This window comes from Leptospira sp. B5-022 (assembly GCF_000347035.1).
Classification (GTDB): domain Bacteria; phylum Spirochaetota; class Leptospiria; order Leptospirales; family Leptospiraceae; genus Leptospira_B; species Leptospira_B cinconiae.
This window is the reverse complement of sequence record NZ_ANIJ01000032.1, coordinates 145,714-161,771: the sequence shown is the minus strand read 5'-3', so window position 1 is coordinate 161,771 and position 16,058 is coordinate 145,714. Positions and strand designations below refer to the sequence as shown.

The window sequence follows — 16,058 nt, the reverse complement described above, 5'->3', positions numbered from 1 at the left end:
TGTCTTTGGATTTTTATCCGTTCTACACCTTGAAAGTTTTCTTTCTTTTTTATTATTTATTTCCTAAATAAAAACATATCTAAAAACTGTCTGGAAAGATGCGGTTTTTTCGAAAACACTTCGTTCTCTCGATTCGGGTCCTTTTCCGTATTCCGTTTTTACTCTCGCTTTACTGTGCAGGAGTTCCGGAAAGTCCTTCCGGCTCCGAAAAACCTCCTGAAATACAATCAAACATCGTAGATACGATCGAAACCCGAATAGGAAAATTTTTCGGAAAAGAAGAAGATCCCGAAATAGTAAAAGTCCTCATAGGCGGGGATGTGATGTTTAACTGGGGGATCCGGGACACGATCAAGGCGAAAGGAGAATTGGCTCCGGTAAAAGGTTTAAAATCCGTTTTTGAAAGTGCAGACCTAAGAATTTTAAATTTAGAAACACCGGTGGTTTCCGAAAAAAGTTGGGACCATGGTAAGGCTTACGTCTTCCAAGCAAAAGAATCCGATCTCGAAAGTATGAGCTTTTTAGGAGTGGATCTTGTTTCCCTTGGGAATAATCACGCAATGGATCATGGTCCTGAAGGTTTGGAAGAAACTCTTAAATTTTTAGGGGAAAGAAAAATCGCTTCTATTGGTGCCGGAAAAAATTTAGAATTCGCGTTTCGTCCTTGGATTTGGGAAGGGAAGGATACGAATCTCAGAATTTATTCCGCCACTAATGTAGCGGAAGGCAGATCCCATTACGCCGGTCAAAGCCCAGGTGTTATGCCTTTGGATCCGGAGCTGATCTTGAAAAAGTTCCAGCTAGAAAAATCCCAACCGAATTCAGTGCGGAACGGATCTAAAAATTCTAAAGGAGATAAAAAATCGAAACCTGTTTCTCCCGGAAAACAATTTAGGATACTTTCTCTCCATTGGGGAGTGGAATATTCTCCTTTTCCGACGATCGAGCAGAGAAAGATCGCAAAGACCTTGGCCGACGGGGGATTGGATATTATCGTAGGGCATCATCCGCATATTCCTCAAGGTATCGAAAAGATAGGAAATACGATCGTATTCTATTCTTTGGGAAATCTGATCTTCGGAAGTAGGAACGCCTACTTAAATCATAACTTAATCGTAATACTCCATATCAAAAGAAATAAATTGATCAATATTGAGCTTGTTCCTATTTTCGGAAAATTCCAAAACGAGGACCATTTAGTCAGACCGTTAGAAGGAAAAGAAGCTCAGGATTTTTTAAAAGAAATCGCGGTCCTTTCCCAAGACCTGGGCACTAGGGTTCGGATCGAAGAAGACAGAGGTTGGGTGGAACTGGACTAAGCTAGGTAGGCCCAGTTTTCGATCCTCAGTCCTGGAATTTTTTGGAAATGTTTTTCGTTATTCGTAACTAAGGAATAATTCAAATACAAGGCTGTGGAACCGATGAGCAGGTCAAAATCCTCTATGGAGTTTCCTTTTTTCTGTTGGATAGCTTTGAGTTCTCCGTACGTTTCCATGATTCCTTCGGTCAATTGGATCACCGGAAAAAGTTCCGCAATCCTTCGAACTGTAGCTAGATTTTTTTCCTTATAGGAGGATTTCTGGGCTCCAAAAATCAATTCCCCATAGGTGATTACAGAGATCGATTTGATGGAGTTTTTGCGGTTCAAAAAATTTTGCAGAACAATCGGATCTTCCTTTAAGCTATAAATGATGATATCCGTATCAATCAAATAGCTCATCTGCATCCTTTCCTAAGCTGTTCTTGGTTCTAGAGGAACGTATGTCCTGAACGATCTGGTCGGGACTTCTATCATCCATCCAGGAACCTGATAGCTCTAAGAAACCTAAGGTCTTACGTTCCGATTCTTTATTGTCATGTGCTAGATAGTTTTCGATCATAAGAACTACTTCTTGGCTTACGGATCTGTGTTCCATTTCTGCTCTCCTTTTTAATGCTTCGTAGAGCCTATCGTCTATGTCCCTGACTTGTAAGTTTGCCATATTCTGGACCTCCCAGAAAATGGTAGGTTTAGTTTCATGAAATCGCAAGCAAAATTCATGAAATATAGAGTCATATGGTAGAAAATAGATTCCTTCGTGTTTTGGAGAATCAAAGAATGCATTCAGAAGATGAAAATTAGAAATAGAGAAAGACTTTGGAATATTCATTCCAATTACGCCTTAGCACATTTTTGGGAGCTAAGACGCCCAATTCTATTCCACTTGACCCCTTGCCCCTAAAGCCGAAAATAGGACAAAATCCGGTTCTTCTGCTCGCCGCAACAACGCAGACGGGCATTTCCCATAGGAGAAACTTTTGAGAAACTACGAGATTACTACAATCACGCGTTCTACCGCGAAGGATATTGCTAAAACTGAAGTCCTTGAGATCTTCAAGAAGCATTCCATCAACGTGACCGCAGAAGAAGATTGGGGTCAAAAAAAACTTTGGCATCCGATCCAACACCAAGACTACGGAATATTCACTCACTTCAAAGTGAATGCAGAACAATCCGCCTTAGAAAAGGTAGAGCGGGACTTTGGTCTGAACCAAAATTTACTTCGCTCTATGATCGTCCGCCTCAATGGCTAACGATATCAATCGGGTGACCCTTGTTGGGCGCCTGACCCGTGATCCGGAATTTAAAACCGTAAACGGGACTTCCCTTGTGAATTTTTCTTTAGCGAACGGTCGCACGTATGTAACCGGCGGAGAGAAAAAAGAGGAAACTCATTTTTTCGACTGCGAGGCTTGGGGAAAAGGCGCGGATATCATCCAGCAATACTGCAAGAAAGGAAAACAACTCGTGATCGAGGGACGCCTGAAGCAGGATACCTGGGAAACCATGGAAGGCAAGAAGGCTTCCCGCATTCGTATCGTCGTGGAAAATTTTCAGATGATAGGCGGTGCTAGGGAGAATGGAGGCGGGGAGTACGGCTCTTCCGCAAGTAGCGGAGCTTCTTCTTATTCATCTGCACAAGATGATATGGGAAGCCCGGGAATGGACGACGATATACCTTTTTAACGAGGACAACAATCATGTCAGATAACGAAATACAAGAAGAATTAAAGCAGGAAATGACTGCTGAGGGCATACCTCTAGACCAAGAAGGAGGACGCCCTCCAAAAAAACAAAACAAGTACAAGAAGAAAGTTTGCCGTTTCACAGCAGACCCTGAACTTGCTAAGCAGATCAATTATAAGAACACCGAACTTTTGGAAAGATTCATCACCAACCGCGGTAAGATCATTCCAAGAAGGATCACCGGGACTTCTGCAAAGTATCAAAGGATCCTTGCAAGAGAAATCCGCAAGGCGCGCAGCATCGGTCTTCTACCGTTCAAAGTAAACTAAGGAGAAACAAATGAGAGTAATATTACAAAAAGATGTTTCTAACTTAGGAGATGCGGGAGATGTAAAGGAAGTTGCCGACGGTTTCGCTCGTAATTTTCTTTTCCCTCAAAGACTCGCTGTAAGAGCTTCCGAAGGAAAGACCAAAATGGCTCTTCACCAGAAGAAACTTGCGGATCTCAAAAAAGAAAAACGCAAAAAAGATATGGAATCCGTATCGAGCGGATTGAACGGAAAAGAATTCGAAATTTCCGTTAAAACCGGAGGCGGGGATAAACTTTTTGGAGCGGTAACTCCTGCTGATGTGGCAGCTTTGTTAAAAACCGCGGGATTCGAAGTAGACAAGCGTAAGATCGAATTCCCAGAGCCTATCCGTAACCTAGGTTCCTATAAATTAAAAGTGCGTCTTGCAGAAGGTATCCTCCCGACTATCACTGTACATGTGAAGAAAGAGGAAGTCGTTTCTACCGAAGCGTAACCCGGAACAAGAATGCAATCCGACTCCTTGTTTGAATTGGAATCCGAGAAATCTTTTCTCGGGTTTCTGCTTCTTAAAGGAGCGGATAATCTAATCGATATTCCCCTCGTTCCTGAGGATTTTTACCAAGATACAAATAGAAGGATTTACAAGGCAATTCTGGACCTTGTGGACAAAAGGACCGCTGTCGATCCGGTCTCCGTTCTAAACTTCTTAAAAGAAAACTCTCTTCTCAAAGATCCTGAAAGGGAATACGAATATATTTACTCCCTCTATAAGGATTCCGTAGTTTCCCATCCTTTGGGTTATTATGCGGAAAGGATCAAACGTCTTTCCGAAAGAAGAAAATATTCTAAATTATTAATGAACGCCCTGGAGCTGATCCAGAAAGAACCGGGCGAAAACGAATCCGTTTTCAACCAAATCGAACAGAGCCTTACCGAGGTCTCCAGATCTGCGGATGTAAAAGGACTTCTTCCTGTTTCTCAGGATAAGGCCGCACTTTCCGAATATATCAAAGATATCATGGAGAGTAGAGGTCAGATCAAAGGCCTCCGGACGAATTTTACCCAGTTCGATGAGATGACTTCCGGCTTAAAAGAATACGAGATGATGGTCCTAGCCGCGAGGCCGGGTAACGGTAAGACTACCTTGGCCTTGAATATCGCATCCAATGTGGCTTTGATCCATAACCGACCTGTGGTCATCTTCTCCTTAGAAATGAGTCGAATGGAACTTCTACTCAAACTGGTTTGTTCTTATGCTCAGGTGGAATCCAATAAATTAAAACGTTCCGAAGTGACCAAGTCGGATGCCCCCAAACTAATCGATGCAATTATCAAGGTAACTTCTTCTCCCCTATATATCGATGACTCCGGAGCCTTGAGTGTGGACGATTTTAAGGGACGGGTACGTAAACTTCTCACCAATGAAACTCTTGGCCTTATCATCGTGGACTACCTGCAGCTCATGAACGATCCCAAAAACAGGGACGGGGGAAGGCAACAAGAGGTGTCTTCGATTTCCAGGGCACTCAAGCAGATGGCAAAAGAAGCAAGATGTCCCGTGATCGCACTTTCTCAGATGAACCGATCCATCGAACAGAGATCCAAGGACCAAAGACCTCAGCTTGCCGACTTAAGGGAGTCCGGCGCGATCGAGCAGGATGCGGATATTGTTACATTCATCTACCGGGGAGAGAAAGGAAAGGACGAAGAGGAAGATCCTAGAATGAAAGGGATGGCGGAGATCATCATCGCTAAAAACAGGTCCGGTCCAACCGGTTCTTTTCCACTTGCCTTCCGACCTGAACTTTCCAGATTTGATAACGTGTAGTCCGGCAAGGCCGGATTTCTACTGGGCCGTCTTTATTAATCGAAATGATGGCTCGGATTTTGTCCGTTCCGGAAAGAAGTTTTGGAACGAGCTTTTATAATACAAATTAAGGAACTGGATTCTTTGGAAGATTGGATTTTAGAAGGTTATAAAGCAAGAGCCTGGGCGGGAGAAACGTCCGAAGCACAAGAAGGAAAAACTCTCACTCTATTTGGCTGGTCTTTCCGATTCCGGGACCAAGGCGGGGTCATCTTCGTGGATCTCCGAGACAGGACCGGAATACTCCAAGTAGTGCTACGTAAAGAAATCTTGGGAGAAAACTTTGCGGCAGCGGAAAGGATCCGCTCCGAATATGTGATTGCTGTCCAAGGAAAATTGAAAAAACGTGATGCGGAAAGTATCAACCCCAAGATGAAAACCGGGACGATCGAGCTCGTAGCGGAACATCTGATTATTCTGAACCAAGCAAAAACTCCTCCATTTTCCTTGGATGAGTTCGAAGAGATCTCGGAAGAGAACCGACTCAAATACAGATACCTGGATTTCAGAAGAGACGAACTTAAAAACAGAATGTTAAAACGCCATGAGTTCGTATTTGCAATTCGTAATTATCTAAACTCACGTAAATTTGTGGAGATCGAGACTCCGATCCTGAACAAGTCGACTCCGGAGGGTGCACGCGACTTTTTGGTACCTTCTCGCTTAAACCCGAATTCATTCTATGCTCTTCCTCAATCTCCTCAGATCTTCAAACAGATCCTGATGGTGGGAGGAATGGAGAGATATTTCCAGATCGTAAAATGTTTCCGTGACGAGGACTTGAGGGCGGACAGACAACCTGAATTCACTCAGTTGGATATGGAATTCTCCTTTGTTTCCCAAGAAGAGATCCTTTCCGAAATAGAAGGTCTTTTTTCCCAAGTGATGAAGGATGTGTTCAGTCTAGATCTCAAGGGTCCATTTTCCAGAATGCCTTATAGACAAGCTATGGAAGAATACGGTTCCGACAAACCGGACCTCCGTTTCGGAATGAAACTGGTAGATGTTTCCGAGATCGTAAAAGATTCCGATTTCCAGGTGTTTGCAGGAGCGGTTGCGAACGGTGGAGTCGTAAAGGCGGTTTGTGTTCCGGGAGGTTCGGTGATCTCCAGAAAAGAGATCGAAGACCTGACTGCTTGGTTGAACAGAGATTATAAAGCGAAAGGCCTTGCCTACATGAAACACGGGGCAGAAGGACTAGAATCCACGATTACAAAACGATTTACTCCGGAAGCTCTTTCCAAGATCGCAAGCGCAGTCGGTTCGAAAGAGGGGGATATGGTCTTTTTCGGAGCGGACGAAAGGGAGATCGTAAACCATTCTTTAGGCGCATTACGTTTGAAACTTTCGGAAAGATTTGACAAACCTGCAGAAGGAAGCTTTCATATTTCCTGGATCGTGGACTTTCCGATGTTCGAGTGGAACAAGGACAGCAAACGCTGGGATTCCTTACATCACCCGTTCACTTCTCCGGGAGATTCTAGTTTGGAAATTTTTTCTTCCGAGGAAAGACTCCAAAAAGAAGCGGGAAATGCGCTCGCAAAGGCATACGATCTGGTGCTAAATGGTGTGGAGATCGGTGGAGGTTCCATTCGTATCCATTCCAAAGATGTGCAGAATCGAGTCTTCTCCACTTTAGGGATTGGGCCGGAGGAAGCTAAAGAAAAATTCGGCTTCTTATTAGAGGCCCTGGAATATGGGGCTCCTCCTCATGGAGGGATTGCTTTCGGAATAGACCGGATCTTGATGCTCTTGACCGGCGGAAAGTCCATCCGAGACGTGATTGCATTCCCTAAAACCCAGAAGGGCGTTTGTTTAATGAGCGAATGTCCGTCTGAAGTGGAAGAGAAACAGCTCCAAGAATTGAAGCTTAGGTTGATAAAGGTTTAATCATATCAGGAAAGAACAATTTACTTTCGAAAACCAGGACTTGTATCGTAAGATCTGCGGGATCAACGATACGGGTGTCAGAAATTTGGAAAAACAATTGGAGATCGATCTGATCCCAAGGGGCAACGGTTTCCAAGTGGAAGGAATCCCTACAAAGGTGGATTTCGCTCTGGATTTTTTCAGATTATTGGAAACCAATTATCGGGACAGACCGGATCGGGATTTTACGGATTCCTTCGATTTCGGTTATCTTCTTAAACAAGCCACTCGGGAAAAAAAGAAGGAAGAGCGTAAATCCGACGACGAGCCTTTCAAACCCACTGAAAAGATACTTACCACTTACAAGGGAAAACATCTTTATTCCAGGACTAAAAACCAGGAAAAGTATATTCAATCTTTCTTAAATAATCTGATCACTTTCGGGATCGGTCCTGCGGGAACAGGTAAAACATTCCTATCAGTAGCAATGGCTTGCAGGTTTTTACAGAATGGGATCGTGGATAAGATCGTTTTAACAAGGCCGGCGGTCGAAGCGGGAGAAAATCTCGGTTTTTTACCTGGGGATTTGAACCAAAAGGTGGATCCGTATCTTCGTCCCGTTTATGATGCTTTGAACGAATGTATCGGTTTCGAAAAGACCCAAGAGTATATCGCACTTACTAAAATAGAGATTGCACCGGTCGCATTTATGAGAGGAAGGACTCTCTCCAAAAGTTTTATCATTTTGGACGAGGCCCAAAACTGTACTCTTGCTCAGTTAAAGATGATTATGACCCGTTTGGGCCGCAATTCTAGGATGTGTATCTCGGGGGATGTGACCCAAATCGACTTAGAACATGGTAGATCCGGATTCGATCGTGTGGTAAGCTTGTTCAGACAGACCGAAGGAATTGGCCAGGTGTTTTTCGGAAAAGAAGATATCACGAGACACCCTCTGGTTGAAACCATCGTGAGGAAGTTCGAGGAATTGTAATGTTTCCCTTGGGATCACTTTTAGAAAGAGGAATGGCTTGGATCACGGATACCCTGACCAAGATCCGTCCGATTTCTTTCGTGAGAAAATTCCAGGTAATTCTCACGGCGATCACTTTGATCATCGTGACCTGGATGCTTGCGATCCCGTTTTTCGGTCAGGACAAAATTAATCTTTCTCAGGATGGTCCTTATTCGGAAGGCAAGAATGCTTTGGATAAGGTAGTTTCCACCAAAGATATAGTTTATGAAGACGAAGAAAAAACGAGAGCAAAAAGGCTGAAAGCCTTTCAATCCGCTCCGAATTTTTTTGATCGAGATTATCGGGTTTTAACCGATGTAATTCGCCCTGCGATCCAAGAGGATATGGAGAAATATAGGGAACCGAAGCCAACGGGAGAAGTGAAAACTTCCGCGGAATTATTGGCCGCGGTTCCTAGATGGAAGAATAGATCCAAAGAAGAGCTGGAACTTCTGCTCAAAACCCCGGGCAAGTCAAGGGTCAGGGATCTAGTCCAACAATATAGTAATTTAGTTTTTTCTAATTTTTGTATTTTAAGAGACCAACCGGCGGATTATTCCGCTATCCGTTCCGCAGAAGCTCGGATCCGCAATTCAGGCGCAAGCGGGAATAAGGAGCAGATCTCTTCGGTAGAAGGAACTCTTGTAATTCCTCGTATGTATCTCTATAGAGACAGCGCTACGGTAGAAATTCTCAACCGTTTGGCCGCGGAAAAATTACAGGCCACGGATCCTCAGCTTCTTTCCGTTATCCAAAAACTCGCGCTGACTTATGTGTATTCGAACCCCGCTTGTACTTACAACGCGGAAGAAACCAAAAACCAAAAACAAGCCGTTATGGACAGAACCGAGCCTGTGAGTAGTAGGATCAATGCGGGAGAAACCATCGTCAAGGCCGGGGAGATCATTACTCCGGATATTTATAAGAAATTGCTGATAGTGAATAGATACGCCACTCGAGCAAACATTGCGTCCATCATTTCTATTCTTCTCATTCAATCCATTTTTGTAATTATCGTATACGCGTTTTTGAAGAAATACAATCCGAAACGATTGAACGACGTATCGAGTAACGTGATCGTGTTCACGTTAATCTGGTCTTTGGTGCTCTGGACGTATTTAGCTTCCAAGGCTTTTTTTAGTTTTGAGAATAGTTACGATTCCGTCTTTTATTTCGCGCTGGTGATACCGACAGGAATGGTTTGTTTGATCCTATCCATGATCTATGACGAACAATTATCGATCGCGATCGGGTTTTTCCTTTCGTTCTTTGTGTTTGCCGCTTCGAGATATAATCCTACTTCTTTCATTCTTGCTTTCGTAATGACAGTGGTTGCCGCCACTTACGGAAGAAAGATGAGAAAGAGGATCGATTTTATCAAGGCCGGGTTCTATATGGCCTTGGTCCAGATGCTCATCTCATCTTCCGGGTACCTGTTCGATTCCAGGAATTATTGGGTAGCGGTTCCTTCCGGCTCTCATTTGAGAGATCTTTGGGAATCGAATATATTCAGGTTATATTTATTATGTTTAGTGAATGGGTTTGTCTGTTCCACATTGACCCAGCTGCTTCTTCCTATTTACGAGTATGTATTCAATATACCTACAAGATTTAAGCTGATGGAACTTGCGGATACAGGACACCCGTTACTGCAGGATTTACTGACCAAGGCACCTTCTACTTATACTCATACTTTTTTAGTGGCTGCTATGTCGGAAAGAGCGGCTCAAAACTTGGAATTAGATTGGCTATTGACTAGAGTGGGTGTGTATTTTCACGATATAGGTAAGATCCCGAATGCAGGATTTTTCGTAGAGAACCAGCATTTGATCCCTAAAAAGGAAAACATCGATAAGAATAATCCTGCAAAAGCGGCAAAGATAGTCATTGATCATGTTTTGGACGGCATCGAGATGGCTAAGAAGGCTAGGCTTCCGCGGGAAGTGATCGATTTTATTCCGGAACATCATGGAACTTCTACCATGGCTTTCTTTTATCATAAGGCGCTTGCGGAACTTTCTCCCTCTCAGAAGAAGAAACTCAAAAAAGCGGACTTTCAATATCCGGGACCGAAACCTCAGAGAAAAGAAACTGCGATCGTCATGATTGCGGACAGCTTGGAGGCTGCGAGTAGATCCTTGGAAGAAGTGACACCCGAATCTTTAGACGCTCTTATCACTAAGATCGTAAACGGCAAGTTGGCGGAAAACCAATTGGACGAATGCGGACTTACATTAGGAGATCTGGAAGTTGTAAAATCTTCCTTTAAGGAAGTTCTTCTTTCTAGTCTTCACTCTCGACCTAAATATCCTAAACCTGAGGATACAAAAGCCTTAGAGGAGAAGAATAAAAATATCTTGGGGAAACAGGCCCCAAAGAGCCACTAATTTGTTCGAGTTCTCTTCGGATTTCGATCCGAATTCGCTTCCTTCTTGGTTATCTAAACCCGCATTGGAATCTCGTTGGAAAATTTTAAGTGCATTCTCTTTTCCTAATGTAAATACCGATCTTTCCTTGGTTTTGACCGATGACGAATCGATTCGCGAATTAAATCGGGTCCGCAGAGGAAAAGATTACGCAACGGACGTTCTTTCGTTCCCATTAACTTTTGATCTGACTCCTTGGGAACTTCCCCCCCGGAAAAAAGAAAACTTCGGTCCTATCTTAAGCCTAGGAGAGATCGTGATCTCTTGGGATACTTGTAAGACCCAAGCAAAAAGTATAGGTCATAGTGAAGAAGATGAATTTTTCAGATTATTCGTGCATGGTTTTTTACATTTGATCGGTTACGATCATGAACGAGGAGAAAAAGACGAGGCTCTAATGAAGGAGAAAGAGGATCTATGTCTGGATCTAATCCTGGGGCCTTAAGAAAAACCACCGGTATCGTCATGGAAAGCCGTATCCTCCCCGAAGGAGACGCATTCTTGAGACTTCTGCCGGAAGATGGAGAAGTGGGAAGTTTTCGAGTCAAAGGGATCAAAAAAAGTAAAACAAGACCCATTGCAGCAGTGGAACCAGGATCATTAACGGTCTTAGATTATTATTTCACACAAGGACGGGAGACCTTTAACGTAAAAGAGATTGGTTTAGTCAGAAGATTCGATAAGGCAAAAACAGGGTATTCAGGAACCGTTTTGGTTTCGTATCTAGTGGAATTAGTTTCTTCTTTTTTAACGGAAGGAGGCTCTCACCCGATGGAATATAAACTTCTTCTGGGTGCCTTAAAAGAATTGGATGAAGACGGTTATAAACCAGTGTTTTTGCCTTTTTTCAAGCTCAAACTATTGTATGTGGGCGGGTTTTTATCAAAGGAGATGGAATGTGCAAGCTGTGGAAAAAATCTCTCGGAGATACAATCCTGCAGTTTGGACGAGACACATTTCGAGATCGTATGCGGGGAATGCGGAACTCCTAAACCGGACAAGTTTGGACTCGTATTATTCGTCCAAGATTGCCTTGCCTTAAGATACAGGGACCTAAAGGACAAAAAGATTTCCCTTGAACTCCTGAAGGAGGCGGATAGCTTAAGCAACCGGGCCTTAAAACCGCTTCTTGGAAAAAGACTCAAATCGGAACCTATGTTGTACGAATCCTTAGGGGAAAATCTTGGATAAACTTTTTAAAACCGCATTTTTAATGATCTATACTGTGGGTCTGATTTTTCTGATCGTTCTTCAGGAAAGATGGGGGAAAAAGGATTTTCCACCTCGTCCCGTAATAACCGAGGTTTCCAGGTGCCAATATCTTGAATGTATCCTCAGGGAGAAAAATCTGGTCCTTGGGGCCCTGGATAAAAGTTGGAAATTGATCGGAAGCAAGAGATTGTTTCCGGATTGAGATGATGTCCCCTAAAAAATAGGAACTACTGCAAAAGATAGAATGAAAGAAACGGATACTCTTAAACAACTCGTTTTAGAAGCTTTAAAGGAAGGAGTAAAACTCTATTGCGAAAAGGAAGCGTCTAACGTTTCTTTTTCCGATCTTAGGATCCGAATAGAATATTCCAGAGAGGAATCCTTTGGAGATTATTCCACTTCTTTTGCTTTGGAAAATTCCAAACTTTTAGCTAAAAAACCTTTGGATTCGGCAGCACTTCTGGTAGGTTATCTGCAAACAAGAACGGATCTATTCGAGAAGGTGGATTTTACTCCTCCGGGCTTCGTGAATTTTAGGATCTCTCCTTCCTTCCTCATCCGTTTCCTAGAAAACACGGTCCAGAAAAAAGAACTATTTCCTAAATTAAAAAATCCGAAAAAAATAAATTTGGAATTCGTAAGCGCGAATCCGACCGGACCTTTGAATATCGTATCCGCAAGAGCTGCGGCTACCGGAGAAGCCTTCGCCAATCTGCTTAAAGCAGTCGGACATTCGGTGGATAAGGAATTTTACGTGAACGATTACGGGAACCAGGTGTTTTTGCTTGGTGTTTCCACAATGGTGCGTATTAGAGAGGCTCTGGGAGAATCTTCTTCCATCCAAGAGAATGCTGAGGATGGAAGATCCATTGAAGAGTTACTTTCCGACAATGTGATCCCAGCGGAGGGATATAGGGGAGATTACCTTAAGATCATCGCTAAACAATTATTAGAAAATCGCCATAGGGAAAAAGAGATCAAGTCCCATCTGGAAAAAAAGGAATATTCCGCTCTTGCGGAAAAATGTTCCCGTTGGACAGTCGAATCTAATTTGGTCTGGCAAAAAAAAGATCTGGATCTATTCGGAGTAAACTTCGATCGATTTTTTTCGGAAACCACACTTCACGAATCTGGAAAAGTTTTAGGAGTGCTCGAAAACCTAAAAAAGTCCGGCAAAGTTTTTGAACAAGAAGGGAAACAGGTCTTTAAATCAGAGGATTATGGAGACGATAAAAATCGTGTGGTTGTTCGGGATGATGGACGTCCTACATACCTTCTCGCAGACATAGCTTATCATAATGATAAAATTTCCAGAGGTTACGAGAAGATCATAGATATATGGGGACCGGACCATCACGGATATATCGCAAGACTTGCGGGTGCTGTTCAGGCGTTAGGTTATCCTAAGGAAAATTTCCAAGTGATCATCGCCCAACAAGTGAATCTTCTTATGGCCGGCCAGAAGATGAAGATGAGCAAACGTGCGGGAGAATTCCAAACAATGGAAGATCTGCTCGGATATTTGGGAAAACATGCCAAGGATGTTGCACGCTATTTTTTCACGATGAGATCCTTGGATTCCCCGTTGGATTTCGATCTAGATCTGGCAAAGGACGAATCGGATAAAAATCCCGTATTTTATTTACAATATGCTCATGCGAGAGTTTGTTCCATCTTCAGGGAAGTAGGGAATAACTCGGATGCAAACGCATTAGAAAATCTTGAAATGACGGAAGAGAGAAAACGACTTCTTTTCTGGATCTCTCGTTTTCCGGAAGAGGTTTTGGATGCCGCGGCCACCTTGGAACCGCATCGGATCGCGAATTATCTCCAAAATCTAGCAAGAGCTTTTACGCAATTCTATATCGCAAAGAACAATAGGCTGAAAGATGCCGATGAGTCTACAAGACTCGGACTGGCAAGGATTTGCCAAGCTGTGCGTGTCGTACTGGCCGAAGGTTTGGCTCTACTTGGAGTTTCCGCCCCCGAAAGATTGGAGAAAGAAGAGTGAATTCTCCTAGGGTCACTGTCATTTCCACGGGTTCGGAGCTGACTGCAGGAAGAAGCCAAGATACGAATTCGTCCTGGATCGCAAACGAACTCTTTGGACTCGGATATTCTACTGAAAAATTCCTGGTATTACCCGACGATCCTAAACTGATCCGAAAAGAATTACAAAATTTGGCTCTTGGAGCTTCGAAAGAAAATCCGGTCCTTCTTGTGATGACCGGTGGTCTTGGACCTACTGAAGACGATTATACTTTAGAAGTAGTATGCGAACTTACTTCTTCTCAACCAGTGCTAAATGAAAAGGCCCATGATAGGCTCCAAGCATTATATCGTCTTCGCGGAAAAGGATTCCAAGAGGCGTTAACCACGGCATTACGCCAGGTTTCCATTCCTTCTAATTCCACCGCTCTGAATAACTCCGTAGGAATTGCTCCGGGATTTTGGTCGGAGCTCCAACCGGGAGCGTACCTGGCCTGCATGCCCGGAGTCCCATCCGAGATGGTGACCATGTTCAAAGAGGAATTAGTTCCCCTGATCCAGAAACAATTCCATTCTGGTGAACTATATTCCGATTTTTTATTTATCTGGGGAATGAGCGAGTCCTTATTCCAACAGGAATTTATAATAGATATCGAGCCTTTGAAGAATGGAAAAGCAGTCTGGGGCGTTGCCGCCAAAAAAGGATTTATACGAGTTACTTATCAGTCTGAAGACAAAAATTTAGTCCAAGAACTCATCCAAAAGACCAAAGAGAAATATCGTGGACTTTGTACGGGGGACTTATTCGAGGAATTTCCTAAACTCCTCTCGGAAAAAAAACTCACCATCGGAACGATCGAAAGTTGTACGGGCGGACTCGCTGCGAAAATACTTACAGACCGTGCAGGTTCTTCGGAATACTTTTTAGGTTCCGTGGTCAGCTATTCCAATTTGATCAAAGAAAATCTAGTAGGGGTCAAAAAGGAAACTCTAGAGGCACACGGCGCGGTGAGTGAGGAAACTGCAACAGAGATGGCGGATAAGGGAGCAATGCTTCTCGGGACAGACCTTGCGATTAGCATCACGGGGATCGCCGGCCCTGGTGGTGAAACTCCTACAAAAAAAGTAGGTACAGTATTTATAGGAACCCATATCAAGGGTGAAAAAACGGAAGTGAAGGAACTCTTTCTCCCTTTTAAGAGAGAATTATTCCGAGAAGTAGTGGCCGCTACTTCTCTTTATCTAATGTACAATCGATTGAGGAAACTTGTATGATCTCTAAAATTTTGGCCTTAAGTTTTGTGCTATTTTTAGGGTTTTATTATTTTTTAGGAAATCCGTATGAGCCTGCGAGAACGGTACAAAAAACTTGGTATTGGAATAAAGAATCTAAGTTAGCTAGTTTTCCTGATCCACGCAGCGATTTTGATGCGGAGAGAACTCTTAACGGATACAAAACGAAATCTTCATATATAAGAATTCCTTGGGGTGAATCCATTCCGACAGATGATTCCATCCGAATAGAATATCCACTGAGAGCCAAAGGATATTTAGCGTATAAAAAGATTGGAAATTCTGTAGAGTTCTTTTCCGAATCAGGAGAACTTCTTTGGACCAAAGAATATAAAAGTTATCCTCGTATTCATCCGGACGGAAATTTGGTCCTATTTTTGTCGGGAGATAATAACCAAGTTTTGGTTTCCGATATTAACGGAAATTCTTTGGGCGCTAAAAAATTGGATGGTAGATTTTTGACCGATATCTCTTTTGCTCCTAAAGGAATTTCTAATGGAGAAACTGCTGTCTTATTTTCCGGAGGAGAATTATTCCTTTTGGACGGAAAGGGAGAAAAACTTTTTGAAGCTAAGTTAGGGGAGAAGGAACCTGTTTTTGCAAAAAGCCTTTCTATCTCAGCGAATGGTCAAAAACTCGCAGTTCATTTCCTGAAAAACAATAGAGACTTTATCCGAGTGTATGACAGAGACGGTTCCGAATCGGAGGAATGGAATCTAGGTAGAGTGATACCATACAAAGTGAATCTTGCGGTTTCGGATGATGGTGGAGTGTTAGCGGGTTTTTCCGATAAACTGACATTATATTCCAAATCGGGAAAAATACTTTTCGAAAAAAAACGCAACAAGGCTCAATCCGTTTACCAAACTGTATTCCATTCTGGAACATGGTTTGCGGGTGAATGGGAAGGAAACTTATTCTTCTTAGATGAAGAAGGCCATATCCTGAAAGAAGAGAAGATCCGCACCGGAGAAAAGCCGTTTCGTTTTTATTCTTCTGGCCGCAAAGGAGAAGCATTCTTAGAAGGTGGGAACGATATCGTGCTTTATAGGGAATTGGTAAGATAGAA

At 43.1% G+C, this 16,058-nt stretch carries 17 protein-coding genes; 15 read left to right on the top strand and 2 right to left on the bottom strand.

Going from position 1 to position 16,058, the window contains the following annotated elements; translation table 11 throughout:
• Positions 1-98 precede the first annotated feature (98 nt).
• Positions 99-1,319, top strand: a complete 1,221-nt coding sequence (locus tag LEP1GSC192_RS14550) for a CapA family protein (protein WP_020770826.1) — start codon at positions 99-101, stop codon at positions 1,317-1,319.
• On the opposite strand, the gene LEP1GSC192_RS14545 is transcribed toward LEP1GSC192_RS14550, so the two are convergent.
• Positions 1,316-1,720 carry a type II toxin-antitoxin system VapC family toxin gene (locus LEP1GSC192_RS14545; protein ID WP_020770747.1) on the bottom strand — a complete coding sequence of 135 codons (405 nt, stop codon included), beginning with the start codon at positions 1,718-1,720 and terminating at the stop codon, positions 1,316-1,318. The genes LEP1GSC192_RS14550 and LEP1GSC192_RS14545 overlap by 4 nt on opposite strands.
• Positions 1,704-1,982 (bottom strand): antitoxin, encoded by a 279-nt coding sequence (locus LEP1GSC192_RS14540; protein WP_036090419.1) that lies wholly within the window; start codon positions 1,980-1,982, stop codon positions 1,704-1,706. Before LEP1GSC192_RS14540 ends, LEP1GSC192_RS14545 begins: the two co-directional genes overlap by 17 nt.
• 316 nt (positions 1,983-2,298) lie before the next feature.
• On the opposite strand from LEP1GSC192_RS14540, the gene rpsF reads away from it, so the two are divergent.
• From rpsF to LEP1GSC192_RS14470, 14 genes are all read left to right on the top strand, one after another.
• Complete coding sequence (rpsF, locus tag LEP1GSC192_RS14535; RefSeq protein ID WP_036090335.1) at positions 2,299-2,574, top strand: 30S ribosomal protein S6; 276 nt, start codon at positions 2,299-2,301, stop codon at positions 2,572-2,574.
• Positions 2,567-3,007: a single-stranded DNA-binding protein gene (locus tag LEP1GSC192_RS14530; RefSeq protein WP_020770685.1), complete on the top strand. Its 441-nt coding sequence runs from the start codon at positions 2,567-2,569 to the stop codon at positions 3,005-3,007. The genes rpsF and LEP1GSC192_RS14530 overlap by 8 nt, the downstream gene beginning before the upstream one ends.
• A gap of 14 nt (positions 3,008-3,021) precedes the next feature.
• On the top strand, positions 3,022-3,336 hold the full coding sequence (gene rpsR / locus LEP1GSC192_RS14525; RefSeq protein ID WP_020770767.1) for a 30S ribosomal protein S18: 315 nt from the start codon (positions 3,022-3,024) through the stop codon (positions 3,334-3,336).
• Positions 3,337-3,346: 10 nt separating this feature from the next.
• Positions 3,347-3,811, top strand: a complete 465-nt coding sequence (gene rplI, locus LEP1GSC192_RS14520) for a 50S ribosomal protein L9 (protein WP_020770849.1) — start codon at positions 3,347-3,349, stop codon at positions 3,809-3,811.
• Positions 3,812-3,823: 12 nt separating this feature from the next.
• Positions 3,824-5,146, top strand: coding sequence for a replicative DNA helicase (gene dnaB, locus LEP1GSC192_RS14515; RefSeq protein WP_020770672.1), 1,323 nt, complete (start codon positions 3,824-3,826; stop codon positions 5,144-5,146).
• A gap of 123 nt (positions 5,147-5,269) precedes the next feature.
• Positions 5,270-7,075, top strand: coding sequence for an aspartate--tRNA ligase (gene aspS, locus LEP1GSC192_RS14510; RefSeq protein ID WP_036090417.1), 1,806 nt, complete (start codon positions 5,270-5,272; stop codon positions 7,073-7,075).
• A gap of 4 nt (positions 7,076-7,079) precedes the next feature.
• Complete coding sequence (locus LEP1GSC192_RS14505; RefSeq protein ID WP_036090330.1) at positions 7,080-8,048, top strand: PhoH family protein; 969 nt, start codon at positions 7,080-7,082, stop codon at positions 8,046-8,048.
• Positions 8,048-10,456, top strand: coding sequence for an HD family phosphohydrolase (locus tag LEP1GSC192_RS14500; protein ID WP_020770825.1), 2,409 nt, complete (start codon positions 8,048-8,050; stop codon positions 10,454-10,456). The genes LEP1GSC192_RS14505 and LEP1GSC192_RS14500 overlap by 1 nt, the downstream gene beginning before the upstream one ends.
• Positions 10,457-10,520: 64 nt before the next feature.
• Complete coding sequence (gene ybeY, locus LEP1GSC192_RS14495) at positions 10,521-10,940, top strand: rRNA maturation RNase YbeY (protein WP_306819219.1); 420 nt, start codon at positions 10,521-10,523, stop codon at positions 10,938-10,940.
• A complete protein-coding gene (gene recO / locus LEP1GSC192_RS14490) occupies positions 10,913-11,686 on the top strand; it encodes a DNA repair protein RecO (RefSeq protein WP_020770632.1) in 774 nt (257 codons plus the stop codon). Before ybeY ends, recO begins: the two co-directional genes overlap by 28 nt.
• Positions 11,679-11,909, top strand: a complete 231-nt coding sequence (locus LEP1GSC192_RS14485; RefSeq protein ID WP_020770787.1) for a hypothetical protein — start codon at positions 11,679-11,681, stop codon at positions 11,907-11,909. The genes recO and LEP1GSC192_RS14485 overlap by 8 nt, the downstream gene beginning before the upstream one ends.
• Positions 11,910-11,951: 42 nt before the next feature.
• Entirely contained in the window at positions 11,952-13,718 is a 1,767-nt protein-coding gene (gene argS / locus LEP1GSC192_RS14480; RefSeq protein ID WP_020770766.1) for an arginine--tRNA ligase, read from the top strand.
• On the top strand, positions 13,715-14,971 hold the full coding sequence (locus LEP1GSC192_RS14475; RefSeq protein WP_020770657.1) for a nicotinamide-nucleotide amidohydrolase family protein: 1,257 nt from the start codon (positions 13,715-13,717) through the stop codon (positions 14,969-14,971). Before argS ends, LEP1GSC192_RS14475 begins: the two co-directional genes overlap by 4 nt.
• On the top strand, positions 14,968-16,056 hold the full coding sequence (locus tag LEP1GSC192_RS14470) for a hypothetical protein (RefSeq protein ID WP_020770609.1): 1,089 nt from the start codon (positions 14,968-14,970) through the stop codon (positions 16,054-16,056). The genes LEP1GSC192_RS14475 and LEP1GSC192_RS14470 overlap by 4 nt, the downstream gene beginning before the upstream one ends.
• Positions 16,057-16,058: the final 2 nt, after the last annotated feature.

Excerpts from the sequence above, each read along its gene's own strand:
- argS (WP_020770766.1), top strand. The coding sequence starts at position 11,952 with ATGAAAGAAACGGATACTCTTAAACAACTCGTTTTAGAAGCTTTAAAG.
- LEP1GSC192_RS14470 (WP_020770609.1), top strand. The coding sequence starts at position 14,968 with ATGATCTCTAAAATTTTGGCCTTAAGTTTTGTGCTATTTTTAGGGTTT.
- dnaB (WP_020770672.1), top strand. The coding sequence starts at position 3,824 with ATGCAATCCGACTCCTTGTTTGAATTGGAATCCGAGAAATCTTTTCTC.
- LEP1GSC192_RS14540 (WP_036090419.1), bottom strand. The coding sequence starts at position 1,982 with ATGGCAAACTTACAAGTCAGGGACATAGACGATAGGCTCTACGAAGCA.
- rpsR (WP_020770767.1), top strand. The coding sequence starts at position 3,022 with ATGTCAGATAACGAAATACAAGAAGAATTAAAGCAGGAAATGACTGCT.
- LEP1GSC192_RS14550 (WP_020770826.1), top strand. The coding sequence starts at position 99 with ATGCGGTTTTTTCGAAAACACTTCGTTCTCTCGATTCGGGTCCTTTTC.
- LEP1GSC192_RS14545 (WP_020770747.1), bottom strand. The coding sequence starts at position 1,720 with ATGAGCTATTTGATTGATACGGATATCATCATTTATAGCTTAAAGGAA.
- rplI (WP_020770849.1), top strand. The coding sequence starts at position 3,347 with ATGAGAGTAATATTACAAAAAGATGTTTCTAACTTAGGAGATGCGGGA.
- recO (WP_020770632.1), top strand. The coding sequence starts at position 10,913 with ATGTCTGGATCTAATCCTGGGGCCTTAAGAAAAACCACCGGTATCGTC.
- LEP1GSC192_RS14500 (WP_020770825.1), top strand. The coding sequence starts at position 8,048 with ATGTTTCCCTTGGGATCACTTTTAGAAAGAGGAATGGCTTGGATCACG.
- LEP1GSC192_RS14530 (WP_020770685.1), top strand. The coding sequence starts at position 2,567 with ATGGCTAACGATATCAATCGGGTGACCCTTGTTGGGCGCCTGACCCGT.